This is a genomic window from Nonomuraea sp. NPDC026600 (assembly GCF_040638335.1).
GTDB lineage: Bacteria > Actinomycetota > Actinomycetes > Streptosporangiales > Streptosporangiaceae > Nonomuraea.
On sequence record NZ_JBEZYD010000045.1, the window covers coordinates 41,600 to 58,046 of the forward strand.

Sequence of the window (16,447 nt, forward strand, 5' to 3'; positions counted from 1 at the left end):
GTTGCTGCTGGTGACCGTCTTTTCGTTGTCGGTCAGGCAGTAGGTCGGCAGGCCGCCGAACGCCCGGAACGTGGCGTCCAGACACGCCGCCACGGTCGGCAGCGTCTTGTCTATGACCGGGAAGACCACCCAGAAACGGGACCAGGCAAGCCACGCGCACCACGCAGCCAACCCGCAGGAGACCGGCGAGCGCTGTCACTTGTCACCGACAGAACCACCGCTTGGCGGTTTCGGTCTTCGATAAGACCGTCGACCTCATTCGCGAGCTTTTCCAGACTGCGTATCCCGGTGCCGGGAGAAGCCGCGTAACATCTCACGGATGTCTTCGGCTGCCTACCTTGCCCAGGGAGCACGCGTGGCCCTTCGCCACATCGGGCTCCAGGACTACGAGGAAATCTCGGCCCTGGTTCGGGAGAGTGCCGAGATGCACCGACCTTGGATGCCTGGCCAGGCCATCACCTCCTACGAGATCTTCGAGAGCTACCTGACGCGCTTCGAGCAGCCGATCAACGAAGGCTTCGTCATCTGCCTGCGCGACACCGGTGCGATCGTCGGCCGGGTCAACGTCAACAACATCGTCCGGGGAACGAACCAGAGTGGAACCCTGGGCTATGCCGCCTACGCTTCCACGACGGGACGCGGCTATATGACCGAGGGCCTGAATCTGGTTATCCAGTTCGCCTTCGGCGAGTTGGGGTTGCATCGCCTGGAGGCGAACATCCAACCGGCGAATACGCCCTCGTTGAACCTGGTCAAGCGCCTCGGCTTTCAGCGGGAGGGCTATTCGGCCAATTTCCAGTTCATCGACGGAGCGTGGAGAGACCACGAACGCTGGGCCATCACGATCGAGCAAACGAGTTGATCCCCATTCCGCGACGGCGGCGGGGTACGACAATAGCCTCGATTTGTGATCTATTGGGGGAATGGTCGGCTCTCGCGGTGGAGCGGCGCGATCGCCATCGTGGCGGCCGTCGCCTGGTGGTCCAGCCGGGAGTTACGGCCATGTGAGCGGCTCGACCGCCGGCTCGATCGCAGCGGGTGTGTGGCCGTACATCACGTGCCGGGGTTCGTGGGGGACGAGGCCCTGAGGAGCTTTCCCGCGATCGCCTTCGCACCCGATGGGAAGCGCCTGAGCATGGTCGGCACCGAGGTGCGGCAGAGCGGCCTGCCCGAGGATGACAAGCAGCCGCCGCCTCAGCGTACGGTGCTCGTGACGATCGGTGCGACCAGCGGGGCGGTCACCGATCACACCGCCGAAGGCCCCTGTCTTCGGGGTGGCCTAGGCGGAACGCTCGGCGTCTCCTGGACGGGCCGGTACGCCGCGGGGGCTGTGGCGTCTGGACGGTCGTTCCGGTGGCTGGGAATCGCCGGTGACGGAGCTGCCCCGGACCCAGGGGATGATCTTCTCTCGCGATGAGACTGCGGTCGAGGCGGCCGGCCTGTGATGGGACGTGCGAACGGGCAGGCGGCTGGAATCGCGGGACCAGGAAGCATGGGGGCGCCGGTGGGGAGCGCGGGAGGTGGCCAGCGCGGACGGCACGGTGAAGGCGGCTTGGGACGGCAAGGCCGGGCAGCCGGCTGTTGAACCTCGCCTCGCCCCTTCTGCGCACCCGCAGCGCCTGGTCTCCCGACGAACGGGTGCTCGCGGTCGAAGCGACAGGTGACAGCCGCGAGGAAGGGGGCGGCGTGGCCTTGTTCCGGCTCCCGTGATCTTCCACCCACTCGCGGCGGTCCCTGCCCTCAACCCGTCCGTGGGTTGGTCCCGTCCCACTCCGCCAGCGGCGCGCAGTGCCATCGCCAACCTGTCTGCCGCTCCTGGCCCCACAGGTCGGCTCGTCCGTTGGCCCAGAGCAGGGTCTCCCAAGCCCCGGCCGGCTCAGGAGCCCATGGGAACAGGCGGCGCAGAGTTGCCAGAGCGAGCTCCTCGGAAGGGACGAAGTCCGGCTCCAGACCGAGCGAGGCGTCGTAGGTGTGGATGAGCAGCTCGTCGCAGGCCATGGCGGCGAAGCCGGATGCGTCCGCCAGCCCGTACGGGTGCCAGCCTCGGGCGTCCGGTGGTGTGCCTTCCACGACCCTGGCCAGCACGGTGGCGAACGTTCCCAGCGTGGCGATGAGCTCCTGTGGAGGGGTTTCCGGACGTACCGCGAGGTCCATGGTGCTCAGTTCCCGGCCTCCGGCGGCGAGGTCGGTGGCGTACCACAGGAGGGTGTCGGCCGTGTGGGCCACGGCCTGCGCCACGGTCCACCGCAGGCCGGGGATCGGGCGGGACCAGTCCTGGTCGGCGGCCGATTCCAGGAACGCCTGGCACTCGGCCGCCGCCTTAATGATCATGTTTGTGTCGGCCATCGCTGATCATGTTGGACCCACCCTGGGGCATTTGCAATCCCCATCGACAGGCACCGTGTCCGAAGAACAGTGCCACCTGCGGCGACATGGCCGTAACGCGACTCCTCACAGAAGGCGCGGTGGTGGTCGGGGCGGTCCGGTGTGCCGACAGCGGTTGTGGGCGACCACGGTCTTCCCCAGAGCGGCGGCCAGACGGGTGGCTGGTCTAGAGCGCCCTTCCGTGCCGGCTCTCTCGTTGCGGTGCGCCCGGGTGAGTTCTTCCCGGACGTACGCCGCGACGAGGGGGAGGGGAAGCCCGGATCCCTGGAGCACGGCGTCGTGGAAGCCGGCGAGGCTGAAGTCCTCTCCGAGCGTCACCCGGAGTTCCTCGCGAAGCTCGTACAGGAAGTCGTCGCCGATCTTGTAGGCCAGCGCCTGCGCGGGGATGTCGCAGGAGTAGCGGAGGGTCTCGGAGTTGATCTCCGCCGTGTCCATGAAGGCGTTCTCCCTCATGTACGCGCGGGCCCGCTCCAGGGTCCAGCCGTGGGCGTTCATGCCGGTGTCCACGACGAGGCGGGATGTGAGGAAGGCTTCCATGACAAGCCGCCCGAAGCGCTCTTCCGGCTCCCGGTACATGCCGATCTCGCCGGCGAAACGAGCCGCGTACTCGGCCCACCCCTCGTCGAACGCGTTGACCGGCGCATGACGCCGGATCGGGTGGAAGTGCGTGGCCTCGCGTTGTGTGGCCATCTGGAAGTGGTGGCCCGGTACCAGCTCGTGATAGTTGAGGGCGGCCACCATGGGCAGGGCGGCCCGGGAGAGGTTCGCCGCGTTGAAGAGGTAGAGCCCGCGGTCGCGATCCGGCTGCGGCGGAGAGTAGTAGCCGAATGTCATCGTGCCCGCCGAGGCCGCGGGCAGTGGCAGCACGCCATAGCTTGCGCGTGGCCGCGAGCCGAAGTAGGTGTCCACCTCCGAGGCGAAGCGATCGATGTAGCGGTTGAAGAAGACCGTGATCTCTTCCGGCGTCGTCGCTCGCCAGGCGGGGTCGTCCGCGAGGTGCGCGAGGTATTCGAGAGGGTTTCCCTCGAAGCCCACCTGAGCGACGAGCGCGCGCATGTCCGCCCGGATACGGGCCATCCTCGCGTGCCCGCGATCGTGCACCTCGTCGGGCGACAGATCCAGCGTGGTGTGGATCCTGACCAGCTCCGCGTAGACCTCTTCTCCGCCCGGATACTGGGCCATCCCGACGATGTCCGGAGCGCGGTCCGTGTACGCGGGGCTTTCGAGAAGCTCCACCAGCCTGTCGAAGGCGGGATCGACTTCCTCTGTGATGCGAGCCTCGACGAGGTCGAGGTGGGAGAGCCGAGGAGACCTCTGGGCCACCGCTCGCAGGACGCCCCGGGCCACGTCCTTCAGGCCGCGGACAAGTGGTGCGGCCCGTACGAGCTGTGCGGCAGGCATGAGGATGCCGCGGTCCGCCTGACCCGCGGTGCGTTCGCCGAGCTGACGCACCAACCGTCCGTATTCGTCGATGAGTACGAGGTAGCGGTCGATCGTGACCTCGTCCCCGATCGTCACCTTCCCGAGCGCCTCGTGCACGATGTTGAGCAGGAAGCCGCCGGAGTAGGCGGCCGGTGCGAACATGCTGAAGAACCCGACCCCCATCGGGTCGAAGACGAGCCAGTACCAGTCCTCTTCGCGAGCCCATCGCGCGGCCATGGTGCGCGATGCCGCGAGCGTGATCGCGAGGTCCCGAGGCAGGAGGTCCGTGTCCACCCGCGCGATACGGGCGAGGATCTCTTTGCCGTCACGCGTTCTGTGCGAGACCGTGTCGGGCCCGATGTCCGGGAGCCGGTCCACGGTTCGCCCCAGCTCACGCGAGGCGTAGGGCGTCTGCGAGACAACGCGCCAGGTCTCGTCGAGGATCGCTCGGGCGGCCGACACGGCGGCTTCTACAGAGGCGTCCACAGTGGCACCCGCAGCGGCGTCCACCGCGGGGTTCGACGTTTCTTTGTGGTCCGGCATCAGAATCCTCCGGCCGATCCCTCGCGGCGCGGCCCCGAACCTGCGTGAAGCACGTTCGACTCGCGCCAGGCGGTCTGGTAGCTGCCCATGTGATAGTCGTATTCAGGGAGGGGGTTGACGAGGACCCCCAGCTCCGCGAGACCGCTGACGTACTCCCGGCTGACCCGGCTCTCGACGGAGAGCACGTAGTCGTCCGTGAGCGGGAGCATACGCGGCAGCTCCTCGGCGGCGTGTGGACTGTGCCCGTAGAGCACGACGTTCGCCAGGGTCTGGGGCACCGTGCAGTGGACGTTTCCGGGACTCCCCAGCGAGGCCACGAGCCGGCCCGCCCGTCGGATCATGGTGTTGCTCAGCACGGCCCGCATCCCGCCGCCGCCGGTGAGCCAGCCCGAGATCGGCGATGCGAGGGATGTGATCTGGTGGCTGCCGACCATCGGAACGCCGCCCACCACTTCGCCCGGGATGCCACTGCCCTGGAGTGTGTTCATGAGCTGTACCCAGTTGCCCTGCGGGTCGATCGCCGTCAGCTCACAGCTGCCGGCCGGCAGCTTCGACGCACCGCCGGCCGCGAACAGGGCATGGCCGCCGAAGGCCAGTTCGACGTGTGACGTCAAGTCGATCCTGGGAAGGCTCTTGCGCAGCTTCTTCGCCAGGAACCCGTGGAAGTCCGGGTCCAGGAGGACCGGACTGGGGTCCTCGAAGACCGCGGGATCGTTGATGAAACCGGTCTCGTGCTGCGCGAGACGCAGAGCGTGAGCCATGAAATAGCCCGCTTCCGGCGACTCTGTGAAATGCCCCATGGCCGGTACGTCCAAGGCGTCGAGGACACCGATGACGATGGCGCAGAAGACGGCCTGCCGGTCCGGGGCGGAGAGCTGGGAGATCTCGTAGTCGCCGATGTGCCAGCGCGCCGGTGCGGCCCAGCGGGGGGTCGTCACCAGGTCGTCGGGTGTGATCCCCCACCCGAGCTGTGCCGCGCGCGCGACGAACCGCTCGGCCCATCCGCCCGTGATGAAGTGGTCGGGGCCCTCGGCGGCGAGAGCGGACATCGTGTCCGCGAGCGCCTGGCTCGCCCACACCTCGCCGACCTGGGGGAGATGGCCGCGCGGTGTGAAATGCTCTCGCCCCGACGCGGTGTAGAGGAAGAAGTCGACGGTCTGGGCGAGGACGAGATGCTCGAACGAGGTGACCTCGTGCCCGTCCCGCGCCGCCTTCACGGCTGGAGCGACGAGGTCGCTCCAGCTCTTGGTGCCGAACTTCTCGTGGATCGCCTTCATCGCGGGCATGAATCCCGGGACGACCGACATTGGGCCCCTGGTGCCGGCCGGCGCGTACAGACCCTTGCCGCCAGGGACCGGGTGGTGGGGGGCGAGACCCGGAACGATCCGGCCCATCGAGTTGAGTTCCGTGATCTCGCCGGTGGCCGCCGAGTGGAACAGACCCGTGACAGAACCCGCGTGGTTGGTCATGTCCTGCTGGACGACGGCCTGCACGATGCTTCCCGCGACGACGGCGTCAGCAGCGACTCCCGCCCGCGTGCATGACTTCGAGCATGGTCTCGGTGACCGTGGGGTGCTGGCTGGAGGCGACCGCGCGGTCGGCGCTCACGTACCCCTTCGCACCGACCCGGCCGCTCCCCTCCGCGAAAGTGAACGGGCTCGCTTTCCGGCCCATGGCGTGTGCCCCCTGTATCGACGGTGTCTTACGGGGGAACGTACGCAGAGCGAGCATTCTGGGCTTCAGCGGATGGTCGGACACGGCGACGCTCGTTTTCGACATCTGTAGGGGATGCGTTTACCTGTCCGGTGTCTCCAGGTCAACGAGTCGCGCGATCTTGAGCCCGAGATGCGCGATGAGCCGGTCGTCGCCGTTGGAAAGGTCGAGACCGGTCAGCTCCTGAATACGGCGCAGACGGTAGTAGAGGCTCGTGCGGTGGGCGAAGAGGCGTTCGGAAGCGGTCTTCACATCACCCGCGCTGTCCAGGAACGTCTCCAGGGTCTGGATGAGCGAATCGGCACGGGAGCCCTGCTCCATGAGCACACGCAGGCCGGGATGGAGCATCGAACGCAATGTGCTCTCGGGCACCTGGCCGAGCAGTTCATAGACGCCGAGACGCTCGACCGGAGTGACCGGGCCGAGTGTCCGCACCCGCCGGCAGATACGGATGGTGCGCAGCGCCTCGTCGTACGAGGACGTGACTTCCGCGAGGTCGCTGCGCGACCGCCCAATCCCCACCCAGCACTCGTCGGCATCCGACGCGGCGGCTACCGCATCGCGCAAGGAGCCCCCCAGCGCGATGAGTTCGTCGCGTGCCGAAGGGCCCAGCGGTTCGGCGGTGATCAGGATCGCCTGGTTGCGCCGCTCGAGGGTGAGCACGCTCTGTGGCGGCCGTCTGCTCCGGACCGCCGCGAGTCCCGAGGCCAGGGCGAGCTGGTGCCCGTCCGTCGCATGCCCACCGGGGAGATCGATCTCGGCGACGAGCACGGCGTAGGAGACCGCGCCGAACAGTCTCTCTTCGATGATCTCGGCGGCAGCCGCTGAGCGTTGGGCGTCGGCGTCGTCGAACAGCTGCTTGATCAGCGCGTGTTCGCGGTCGCGGTCGAGCCCGGCCTGGAGATAGTCGCGGTGCATGATGAGCGCGGCATCGGAGGCGGCCCCGCGCGCGGCACTATGATGCTCTCCCTCCACGGGGCCCTCGGACGTCAGAAGCCAGACGAAGCCCAGGAGCGCGCCCTGGTAGATGATGGGGTGACCGATCCTGCCGTCGTCCAGGCCGAGGTCCTCGCGAGGCGTGACGAAGAAGAGGCCGGTGGCGCCGTCGCGGCACGCGTAGACATGTTCGGCGACCACTTTCGGCACCGCCCGGCGGAGGACCGACTCGGCGCGGACCCGGTCCACCTCGCCCTGGTGGGAGCTGTGGGCGAGCAGTCGAAGACGAGCATCGTCGATGGCCGCCGATCGTCCCAGTCGCTCGGCCAGGCTCTCCACGATGTGCTGAAGGGAATAGGTCACTCTCCGATGCTAGTGCCGGTCACGTCACCGGTAATCGCGCGCGATGTTTCCGCCGCGTGCGGCGTCGTCGCCCCCATCTCGCTGAACGGTTCGCCGCGAAGCTTCGACATCTGTCTCAACGGGGGCCGGGCCTTTGCGTCACATGCACGGCGCGACGCAGGTCACAGCGTGGTTCATTGACAGGGCGATGCCGACGAGGCGTTGGCCGAACCGCGGATGCCGACCAGCGCGCGGTCCACGGTAACAGGAACTCAACACAGGAGAAACGAGCGACGCCATCTCTCCGGGGGAACGGCCCATGAACGAAAGGACACAGCCATCAACGCCACGATCGCACCGCGAGGACAGAACCCCCTTCGCCCGCGCAGGACTTCACGCGCGCGTTTCACGCTGATTCCGATCCTCACCGCCACCGCCGTCGCGCTCGCCGCCTGTAGTCCCTCCGGCGCGGGTGACAGACCCAGGGGCACGGGCGCCACGAACTTCGGGATCACCCTCGGCGCCTCGCCCAACTCCCTCGATGTGACAAGGCACTTCGACACCAACGCCATGGCCATCATGTCGTTGTTCACGGAACCCGTCGAGCGGCTCAGTGGCGACGGATCGCTGACGCCGAACCTCGCCGTAAAGGTCACGGAGCCCGATGACGTCACCATCGTCTACACACTCCGGGAGGGAGTGCGCTTCAGCGACGGCACACCGCTGACCGCGGAGGACGTCGTGTGGACGATCAACCACGTCAGCGATGCCGACGCGGGCGCGGCGACGTCCTCGCTGATTTCGAGCGTCGCCGGCGCCAAGGCGACGGGTGAGCTGGAGGTGACGGTCACCCTCGACCGCCCGGATCCGACCGCCCGGCAGTCGCTGGCTCTCGTCGCGCTCGTCCAGGAGTCACGATTCGCCGAAAAAAACAGCGCGGAACTCGGACAGCCCACCGCCGTACCCGTCGGCACGGGGCCGTACCGCGTGACATCGAGCTCCGCCGAGTCCGTCCGGCTCGAACGCAACGAGAACTACTGGGGCGAAGCCCCCGTGCCCGACACCGTCACGATCAGCTTCCTCGGATCCGACGACACCGCGCAGCGCGCGATGCGATCCGGCTCGCTCAACGGAGCACTCGTCGCCAACCCCGTCACCCTGCCGCAGTTCGAGAGCATCTCCGGAGCGACGGTGTTCTCCCGGCCCGCGCTACAGGCGGAGTACTTCTCGCTCGACACGACGGTGGCTCCCTTCGACGATATCCACGTCCGCCGGGCGATCGCGCACGCGATCGACCGCGAGGGCGTGATGCACGCGGCGTACGGGGCGAACGCGAGCCTGCTCCGGGGACTCGTGCCGCCGGGGACGCTGACGCCCATCGCGTCCCAGGTCGAGGTGGACGCGCTCCTCGACGAACTGAAGGCGATTCCCTTCGACCTGGACGCCGCGGCCGACGAGATCGCGCGGTCGCGTCATGCCGGCGGGTTCGAGATGGAAGTCGCGGTGATGCCCGGCACCTGGATGGAGCTCGCCGCCCTCAACCTGCGGGAGAACCTCGCATCGCTCGGTGTCACGGTGAAGGTCCGGTCGGTGTCGTCCCAGGAATGGGTGCAGATGATCTTCGGCCACAAGACGACGGCCATGTTCCCGATGTCCTTCGGGGCGGCCGTGCCCGATCCGGGGCTTCTCCGGCGGGTCGTGAGCGAGGAGGCCCGCACGCAGGCGGGCGGGTACAACTTCGCGAACTGGGCCCCGGAAGATCTGCGGACGCCGGCGGCGACCCTCGTGGACAGCCGTGATGACGCCGAGCGGTTCGCGGCGGCCAGGACCATCCTGCTGCGCATCGCGGAAGAGGTTCCGTACATCCCGATGTACCAGCCGCAGTTCCTGATCGTTCTCGGCGAGGGCTTCTCGTTCAGCGAGGCCCCTACGGCGATCGACATGGCAAGCGGCATCTGGATGCGGCGGCTGATCGCCGAATAGGCCAGGGAGGCCGGACCACGTGCTCACCTTCTTGCTGAAGAGGATCGCGTCGATCCTCGGGGTACTGCTCCTCGTGAGCTTTCTCATCTTCGGGCTGCTCGCACTGAGTCCCGGGTCGATCGTGTCGACCCTCATCGGGACACGACCGGCGACGCCCGAACTCGTCGCCGCTCTCGAGGAGCGGTACCGCGTCAATGATCCGTTCCTGGTGCAGTACTGGCACTGGCTGACGAACATGCTCCAGGGCGACCTGGGCACCTCGGTGCGCACGGGTGAATCCGTGCTGACCCTCATCTCGTCCCGGTTGCCGCTGACGCTGCAACTCGCCGCGTACGCAATCGTCCTCGTCGTCGCTGCCGGCATCCCGCTGGGCATGCTCGCGGGCATGCGGCGTGGTCGCGCGGCGGACCGGATCACGAGCACGGCGGCGATCGTGGCCATGAGCGCACCCGCCTTCGCCATCGCGATCCTGCTGATCTGGGTGTTCGGTGTCTGGCTGAACTGGCTGCCGGTGTACGGGCCGGGCGAAGGGTTCGCCGAGCGCGTGCGACACCTCACCCTGCCCGCCGTGTCGATGGCGGTGGCGATGTCGGCGCTCCTTCTGAGACAGACGAGAGCCGCCACGATGCACGTGATGGACCAGGACTACGTCACGTTCGCGAGGGCCCGGGGAGTGGCGCGGGGGAAGGTCCTCACGCGCTACGCCCTGCGCAACACGGCGCTGCCGATCATCACGGCCAGCGGAGTCGTCCTCATCGTCGCCCTGTCGGGAACCGTCCTCGTGGAGCGGGTCTTCGCGCTCCAGGGGGTGGGCACGCTCATGGTCGACTCCGTCAACCACAACGACATTCCGGTGGTCCAGGGACTCACTCTGCTCGTGGCCCTCCTCATCGTCGCCGTCAACCAACTCGTCGATCTGCTGACCCTGGTCATCGATCCGCGAACGAGAGGCCGGTCATGACCCTCACCCCTCCCGCGACCGCGGCCGGACGGAAAGTGTGGCGGCCGGCTCGCGGGATGCCGCGCGGCGCGCTGGTCAACGGGACCGCGATCACCGTTTTCGTGCTCGTCGCGGCATGTGCGCTCGCTGGCGAGCTGATCGCCCCTCACGACCCGATGGCCCAGAACCCCCTCACGGGTGTCGCGCCGCCGGGCGACGGCCACCTCCTGGGAACGGACGTACTCGGGCGCGATGTCCTCTCACTCCTCGTCGCGGGTACGAGGTGGGCGATCCTCGGACCTCTCGTCGTCGCGATCGGGTGCGGGCTCATCGGCGGTGTCCTGGGAATGATCGGGGCCTACTACGGGGGAGCGCTCGATTCCGCGATCAACCGTTTCGCCGATCTCATCTATGCGCTGCCCTCCATCATCGTCGCGATCGTGGTGGTCGGTGTGATCGACGGCGGCTACTGGACGGTGGCGATCGTGCTCACCTTCCTCTCCATCGCGTACCAGATACGCATCATCCGCAGTGTGACACTGGCGCAGGTGACACTGCCGTACATCGAGGCGGCGAGAACGTCGGGACTGTCGAATCCACGCACGATGCTGGCCCATGTGCTGCCGAACATCGTGCCGACCGTCGTGGCGACCTTCCTCCTGGACATCGTCACAGCGATGGTCGGATACGCCGCGCTGGCCTTCCTCGGGATCGGTGTCCCTCCGGGAACACCGAACTGGGGATCCATGATCGCGACCGGCCAGACCTACCTCTTCATCAACCCATGGCTCGCCGTCGCACCGGCGATCGCCCTCATATCGACGGCCACCTGCGCGACCCTCCTCGGTGATCGGCTTCACGAGGCCGCGGGACGGAAGGGAACGGTTCGATGACCGAGCTACGTACAGGGGAAGGCTTGGGGAACGGCACACGGCTGCTGTCGGTGTCCGGGCTGACCATCCGGGCCGCGGACGGCCGCACACTCGTGAGCGATGTCTCGTTCGGGCTTCGCGCGGGCGAGACGATCGGCATCGTGGGGGAGTCGGGCAGTGGGAAGTCCCTCACGGCCCGGGCGATCACGGGGCTGCTTCCTCGGGACATCCGGGCGGAGGGAGAGGTGACTCTCGACGGGGGCTCCGTGCTGAGCGCGCCGGAGCCGGTCCTGCGCAGGATGCGCGGCCGGAAGATGAGCCTCCTCATGCAGGATCCGTTCACGATGCTCAACCCCGTGCAGACCGCCGCGGCCCACATCGTGGAGTCGTTGCGCGACCCCGCGGCGCATCGCGGCGGGATGAAGGCCGAGATTGAGCGTCGCCTCGCCGAGGTCGGACTCGCCGCCGACGTGGCGGCCCGCTATCCCTTCCAGCTCTCCGGAGGAATGCGGCAGCGGGTCGCGATGGCGTGCGCGCTGGCCGGTGACCCCGAACTGCTCATCGCCGACGAGCCGACGACGGCGCTCGATGTCACGACACAGAGTGAGGTGCTCGCCCTGCTCGGGAAGATCACGCGGCAGCGCGGGATGGCGCTCGTGCTCATCACCCACGACCTCGGTGTCGCATTCTCGGTCTGCGACCGCGTCCATGTGATGTACGCCGGGTCACTCGTCGAGGAAGGGCCCGCGCGCGACCTCGCCGAGACCGCCGGACATCCCTACACCGTGCGCTTGAAACTCGCCGAGCCGCCGTTCGACCACTTCGCCGCGCGGTTGAGCGCGATCCCGGGGCGCGTTCCGCCGGCCGACTCCGTAGCGACGCGGTGCGCCTTCGCCGCGCGGTGCTCGTGGGCGGCCGATGTCTGTCGCGACGGGCGTCCGCCGCTCCGCCGGATCGGCCCCGCTCGAAGCAGTGCGTGTGTGCGGATCGACGACATCCGTGACACGCTCCAGCGCGAGATCGGGAAAGGACCGCGGGCGAGCCCGCGGCCGGCGGCCGGCGCGGCCTCTCCACTCCTCGTCGTCGACGATGTGTGCAAGTCGTACACAAACTCGCCCGTCATCGGGAAGCGGCGGACGGTCACCGCACTGCGGGGCGTGTCATTCGAGCTGGGCGCCGGCGAGTCGCTCGGGCTCGTGGGCGAAACGGGATCCGGAAAGAGCACGATCGCCCGGATCCTGCTCGGCCTGGCCACCGCCGACGCGGGACGGATCACGCTGGGCGATCTCGATCTGGCGTCCTATCGCGCCCTGCGCCCCCGCGAGCGCCGCGAGGCACGCAGAAAAGTGCAGATGGTCTTCCAGGACCCCTACGCGTCGCTCAACCCGGCGCGCACCGTCGGGGGCGTCCTGAGCGAGGTCCTGCGCGTCGCCGGGCGTGACGAGCACACGGACGGCGTGGCGGAGCTTCTGACGCGGGTCGGGCTTCCCGTCGAGTACGCGACTCGGCTCCCGTCGGACCTGTCGGGCGGCGAGCGGCAGCGCGTGGCGATCGCGCGCGCTCTGGCACGCCGGCCGGAACTGCTGATCTGCGATGAGCCCGTGGCGGCACTGGACGTCTCCGCGCAGGCCCAGGTGCTGTCCCTGCTCCGGGAACTCCGTGCCCGGCACCGGATGGCGTTGCTCTTCATCACCCACGATCTCGCCGTGGTCAGACAGATGGCCGAAAGGCTCATCGTCCTGCGTCATGGAGAGATCGTTGAGGCGGGCTCCGTCGAAGAAGTCCTCGAAAGACCGCGGCATCCCTATACCCGCACGCTCGTCGACGCGGTCCGCAAGACTCGCGGCGCTCTCAGCCCGGTCGCGGAGCCCCTCACCGGTCCGGATGCCACGCCGCCCGGCTGAGCGCCCGTTACCGGGCGCCCGGCCGGGTCACGCCGGCATGTGCCGGTCGAACCACAGGGTGACGCGAGTGAGGAAGTCGGCCATGGCCGAGTAGCTCCGGATGCCGTGCCCCTCTTCGGGATAGATCACGAGGGAGGACTCGACGCCGTGCGCCGTGAGGGCCTGATGGAACTCACGCGCCTGAGCGGCAGGCGTGCACCGGTCCAGCGCCCCGGCGACGTTCAGGCACGGTGTCCGTACTCTGCTCGCCCGGAGTACGGGGCTGCGCGTGTGCGCCATCGTCCCCGGCATCTCGGGATCCGACTTCAGGAACGCCTTGCCCCAGCCGGCGACATTGCTCGTGAACGACTGGCTGTACCAATTGGTCACGGGCGACACGGGAACGGCCGCGGCGAAGCGCTGATCCTGAGTGACCAGCCACGAGGACATGAATCCGCCGTAGCTTCCGCCGATCAGTCCGACACGAGCGGGATCGACGAGGCCGCGGCCGACGAGGTCATCGATGCCCGAGAGGATGTCGGTGGTGTCCCGGCCGCCCATGTCTCCGACGACCCGTCCGGCGAAGTCCTGGCCGCGTCCCCCGCTTCCCCGCGGGTTCGGGCTCAGCACCGCGTAGCCCCGCGAGACCAGCAGCGGAACCCACGGATACCGCATCGACCACGCGTCCTGGAAGGCCCACACCGGGCCGCCGTGGATGTTGACGACGAGCGGGAACGGACCGTCGCCCTCCGGTACCGCGAGCACCCCTTCGATCCGCAGTCCGTCGGGCGCTGCCCAGGAGACGGCGGCCGACGAGCCGCAGACCGACAGCAGGTAATCCGTTCCGGCGTGCTGGACGGAGGCGAGGACCTCCGCCGAGGCCGCCGAGACCCTGACGAGCTGATGCGGAAGCCGGTAGGCGTCCTCGACGACGAGCGCCTCGCCCGACGACGTGAACGCGGCGTCCGGGTAACGGTAGCCCGAGGAGCGGGCGGTGGACCGAAGCTCCACCACGGCACCGGTCTTCGCGTCATAGCGCGCCAGTACGGAGTCGAGCCCCCGCTGTCCCGCGTATCCGAGACGGTGGGGAGCGAACCACTCGGCGGCTGTCACATCCGTCCCCGCCGTGTCGACGGTTGATCTCGCGTCGGACGCGAGATCGATGACGATCAGATCGCCGGCCATCACCTGGCGATCGCTGCACACGCCCTCCACCACGCTCGCGTACCGGCCGTCCGCGGAGGCGGCGGGAAGGGCCAGCTGGACCTGGCTCACCAGCACCTCGCAATGTGACCTGTCCGAGGGATCGATGATCGCGAGTGTGGAGTCGTACCACGAGTCTTCGCTCGGAGAGCCGCTCGTGATGGCGAGAAGGCGATCGGGACCGCACCAGCTCGCCTCCCAGCAGTTCACCCCCTCGGGCGAGGCCGGAGCCAGAGCGCCGGTGGTGACGTCGTAGATCCACAGTGTGCGCCAGGCGAACTCGGGAACACCGCTTTCCACGGTCGGGTGCCACACAGGGAGTTCGGGATCGGTCCTCGCGGTCGTGCCGGACCCCTGGCCGCCCGGGAGATCCGCTCCGTTGCCCGCCACACCGATGAGCACACGGTCTCCCGCGGGCGACCAACGCAGGTACTCGACCGTCCCCTTGACGCGTGGGGCGGCCACGGCTTCGGGCTCGGCGAGCGAGCGCAGACAGAGCTGGAACCCTTCTTCGCCGTGCGGGGCACGCAGATACGCGAACCGTGTGCCGTCCGGCGCGAACCGCCCGCCCAGTGACGCGCCGTCCGACGAGGCCGCGGGAACGAGCGCCCCCTCTTCGACGGTGAACAGCCGCGGGACGGGCACGCCTTCGAGCCGTTCCAGCACCGACCCCGTGACAAGCACCCGTGAGCCGTCCGCGGACACCTCGGGCTCCGAGAGGGCATGCGGCCGTCCGAATGCCGGCGCGTGCCAACGCAGCAGATGGTCCTCGACCGCGGCGAACTCCTCAGTCCCATGAACGTGGTGCACGGTTCTCTCCTTCTGGCCGGTCTCCGCCGAAACTATCGCGCGGTGGCCCTCACGACGCGTCGGTGGCCCATACGGTTCAGTCCCCGGAGACGGCGGTGGGGATCGCCTCGTGCTCCTGTGTGCCCAGGCGGAACGTGGGTACGAACGCGGGATCGACGATCGCGGGCCGCGTCAGGCTGAACGACGTGATGTCGTGAGCGGTGTGGCCGTGTGTGGTGAGATCGGCGAGGATCTGTCCGACGAGGCTCGCGAACTTCCCGGCGTGCCCCGCGCCGTTGAAGACGGCGACATGCGGATGCCCCGGAACCGTGTCCAGGACGAAGTCGCGGTCGGCGGGCATGTCGTACACGCAGGTCTTGCTCGAAAGCGGCGGGCCGGCCGCACCGGGCAGATACTCCGCGAGGAATGCCCGCAGGAGACGCGGTTCCTCGCTGTCGCCCTGGAAGACACGCTCGTCGCTGGTGATGAAGTGGCCACGCATATCGCGCGCGATCTTGACCGCGGCCTCGCCGTAGACCGGGAACCCGTAATGGACCTCCGAGCCGTGGTGGATCCAGATTGGGAACCGGTCGGGCGTGAAGTCGGCGAGCCGGGGGGCCGAGAAGTAACCCACCTGCTCCTGCGAGAGCGTGAGACGGAAGTTCAGCCCGAGGTCGGGCATCAGGTCATCGAGCCACGAGGCGGCGGCGACCACGAGGTTGTCGGCGTGGAGCTCGCCGTCGGCCGTTGTGACGGTGACGGCGTTGTCGTGGATGCTGATCGACAACGCCTTCGTACGCGGGCGGAACTCCACGCCGTTCGCGAGCGCGAGCGAGGTGTGTGCCGAGACCGACCCGCGGATGTCGAGGATGCCACCGTCGGCCTGGAAAACGCCCAGGGTGTCGTCGGAGACGCGCCACTGCGGATACCGCTCGCGGATCTCGTCGGCCGTCAGATTCTCGTACGCGATCGAGGCGGCGTCCATCGCCGCCCGGTACTCGTCGATCTCCGCCGCCGCGGAACTCCCGGCCGCCGCGAGGTCGATGCCGCCCGTTCGCAGGTAGAGGGGGAGACCGGAGCGTTCCTCGATCAGATCCCACGCGTCGAACATGGCGCTCGTGAGCCTGGTGTAGTCGTCACGGTGGTACGCCCGCCGGATCAAGCGCGAGTGGTCGCCGGAGGACCCGAGTGTGTTGATGAGATCGAACTGCTCAAGGACGACGACACGTTCGGCGCCGGCCTCCGAGAGCCAGTAGGCGGCGGCTGAGCCGATCGCTCCTGCGCCGATGACGATATGCGAGTGTCCCTTGCTCATGACTGCCTCCCGTATCACGTGCCCTGTGGCTACATTCGCCGGTCGGATGTCCGCGATGCGACAACGGTGTGTGCGAGATCGGGGCGTTGTTTTCGACAGGTGTCGCATCCGCTGCCGCAAG

General features: G+C 68.3%; 13 protein-coding genes and 1 pseudogene. 6 read left to right on the top strand and 8 right to left on the bottom strand.

What is annotated here, in order from left to right:
- Nucleotides 1-9: 9 nt before the first annotated feature.
- Nucleotides 10-162, bottom strand: a pseudogene (locus AB0F17_RS56290) (IS21 family transposase); the annotation flags it as partial.
- Nucleotides 163-355: 193 nt separating this feature from the next.
- Between AB0F17_RS56290 and AB0F17_RS56295 the strand changes: the two are divergent.
- Nucleotides 356-862: a GNAT family protein gene (locus AB0F17_RS56295; protein WP_358042403.1), complete on the top strand. Its 507-nt coding sequence runs from the start codon at nucleotides 356-358 to the stop codon at nucleotides 860-862.
- Between the two features lie 45 nt (nucleotides 863-907).
- Complete coding sequence (locus tag AB0F17_RS56300) at nucleotides 908-1,417, top strand: hypothetical protein (RefSeq protein ID WP_358042406.1); 510 nt, start codon at nucleotides 908-910, stop codon at nucleotides 1,415-1,417.
- A gap of 323 nt (nucleotides 1,418-1,740) precedes the next feature.
- Here the strand turns inward: AB0F17_RS56300 and AB0F17_RS56305 are convergent, their stop codons facing one another.
- The 5 genes from AB0F17_RS56305 to AB0F17_RS56325 all read right to left on the bottom strand — a co-directional run bounded on the left by AB0F17_RS56305 (nucleotide 1,741) and on the right by AB0F17_RS56325 (nucleotide 7,362).
- The gene (locus AB0F17_RS56305) at nucleotides 1,741-2,346 is read right to left on the bottom strand and encodes a maleylpyruvate isomerase N-terminal domain-containing protein (protein WP_358042409.1); all 606 of its coding nucleotides are present in this window, start codon (nucleotides 2,344-2,346) and stop codon (nucleotides 1,741-1,743) included.
- Nucleotides 2,347-2,451: 105 nt separating this feature from the next.
- Complete coding sequence (locus tag AB0F17_RS56310; RefSeq protein WP_358042412.1) at nucleotides 2,452-4,350, bottom strand: DUF885 domain-containing protein; 1,899 nt, start codon at nucleotides 4,348-4,350, stop codon at nucleotides 2,452-2,454.
- The gene (locus tag AB0F17_RS56315; RefSeq protein ID WP_358042415.1) at nucleotides 4,350-5,843 is read right to left on the bottom strand and encodes a gamma-glutamyltransferase; all 1,494 of its coding nucleotides are present in this window, start codon (nucleotides 5,841-5,843) and stop codon (nucleotides 4,350-4,352) included. Before AB0F17_RS56315 ends, AB0F17_RS56310 begins: the two co-directional genes overlap by 1 nt.
- A 22-nt stretch (nucleotides 5,844-5,865) precedes the next feature.
- Nucleotides 5,866-6,129, bottom strand: coding sequence for a hypothetical protein (locus tag AB0F17_RS56320; RefSeq protein WP_358042418.1), 264 nt, complete (start codon nucleotides 6,127-6,129; stop codon nucleotides 5,866-5,868).
- A gap of 15 nt (nucleotides 6,130-6,144) precedes the next feature.
- Nucleotides 6,145-7,362: a helix-turn-helix domain-containing protein gene (locus tag AB0F17_RS56325; protein WP_358042421.1), complete on the bottom strand. Its 1,218-nt coding sequence runs from the start codon at nucleotides 7,360-7,362 to the stop codon at nucleotides 6,145-6,147.
- Between the two features lie 558 nt (nucleotides 7,363-7,920).
- Here AB0F17_RS56325 and AB0F17_RS56330 point away from each other — a divergent pair.
- The 4 genes from AB0F17_RS56330 to AB0F17_RS56345 are packed head-to-tail and all read left to right on the top strand — an operon-like array spanning nucleotide 7,921 to nucleotide 13,040.
- Entirely contained in the window at nucleotides 7,921-9,324 is a 1,404-nt protein-coding gene (locus tag AB0F17_RS56330; RefSeq protein WP_358042424.1) for an ABC transporter substrate-binding protein, read from the top strand.
- A 19-nt stretch (nucleotides 9,325-9,343) separates the two neighbouring features.
- Nucleotides 9,344-10,285: an ABC transporter permease gene (locus AB0F17_RS56335; protein WP_358042427.1), complete on the top strand. Its 942-nt coding sequence runs from the start codon at nucleotides 9,344-9,346 to the stop codon at nucleotides 10,283-10,285.
- Complete coding sequence (locus AB0F17_RS56340) at nucleotides 10,282-11,157, top strand: ABC transporter permease (RefSeq protein ID WP_358042430.1); 876 nt, start codon at nucleotides 10,282-10,284, stop codon at nucleotides 11,155-11,157. The genes AB0F17_RS56335 and AB0F17_RS56340 overlap by 4 nt, the downstream gene beginning before the upstream one ends.
- On the top strand, nucleotides 11,154-13,040 hold the full coding sequence (locus tag AB0F17_RS56345; RefSeq protein WP_358042433.1) for an ABC transporter ATP-binding protein: 1,887 nt from the start codon (nucleotides 11,154-11,156) through the stop codon (nucleotides 13,038-13,040). Before AB0F17_RS56340 ends, AB0F17_RS56345 begins: the two co-directional genes overlap by 4 nt.
- A gap of 27 nt (nucleotides 13,041-13,067) precedes the next feature.
- Here the strand turns inward: AB0F17_RS56345 and AB0F17_RS56350 are convergent, their stop codons facing one another.
- Together AB0F17_RS56350 and solA are read right to left on the bottom strand one after the other, a co-directional pair.
- Nucleotides 13,068-15,032: a S9 family peptidase gene (locus AB0F17_RS56350; protein ID WP_358042436.1), complete on the bottom strand. Its 1,965-nt coding sequence runs from the start codon at nucleotides 15,030-15,032 to the stop codon at nucleotides 13,068-13,070.
- Between the two features lie 76 nt (nucleotides 15,033-15,108).
- The gene (gene solA / locus AB0F17_RS56355) at nucleotides 15,109-16,326 is read right to left on the bottom strand and encodes an N-methyl-L-tryptophan oxidase (RefSeq protein ID WP_358042439.1); all 1,218 of its coding nucleotides are present in this window, start codon (nucleotides 16,324-16,326) and stop codon (nucleotides 15,109-15,111) included.
- Nucleotides 16,327-16,447: the final 121 nt, after the last annotated feature.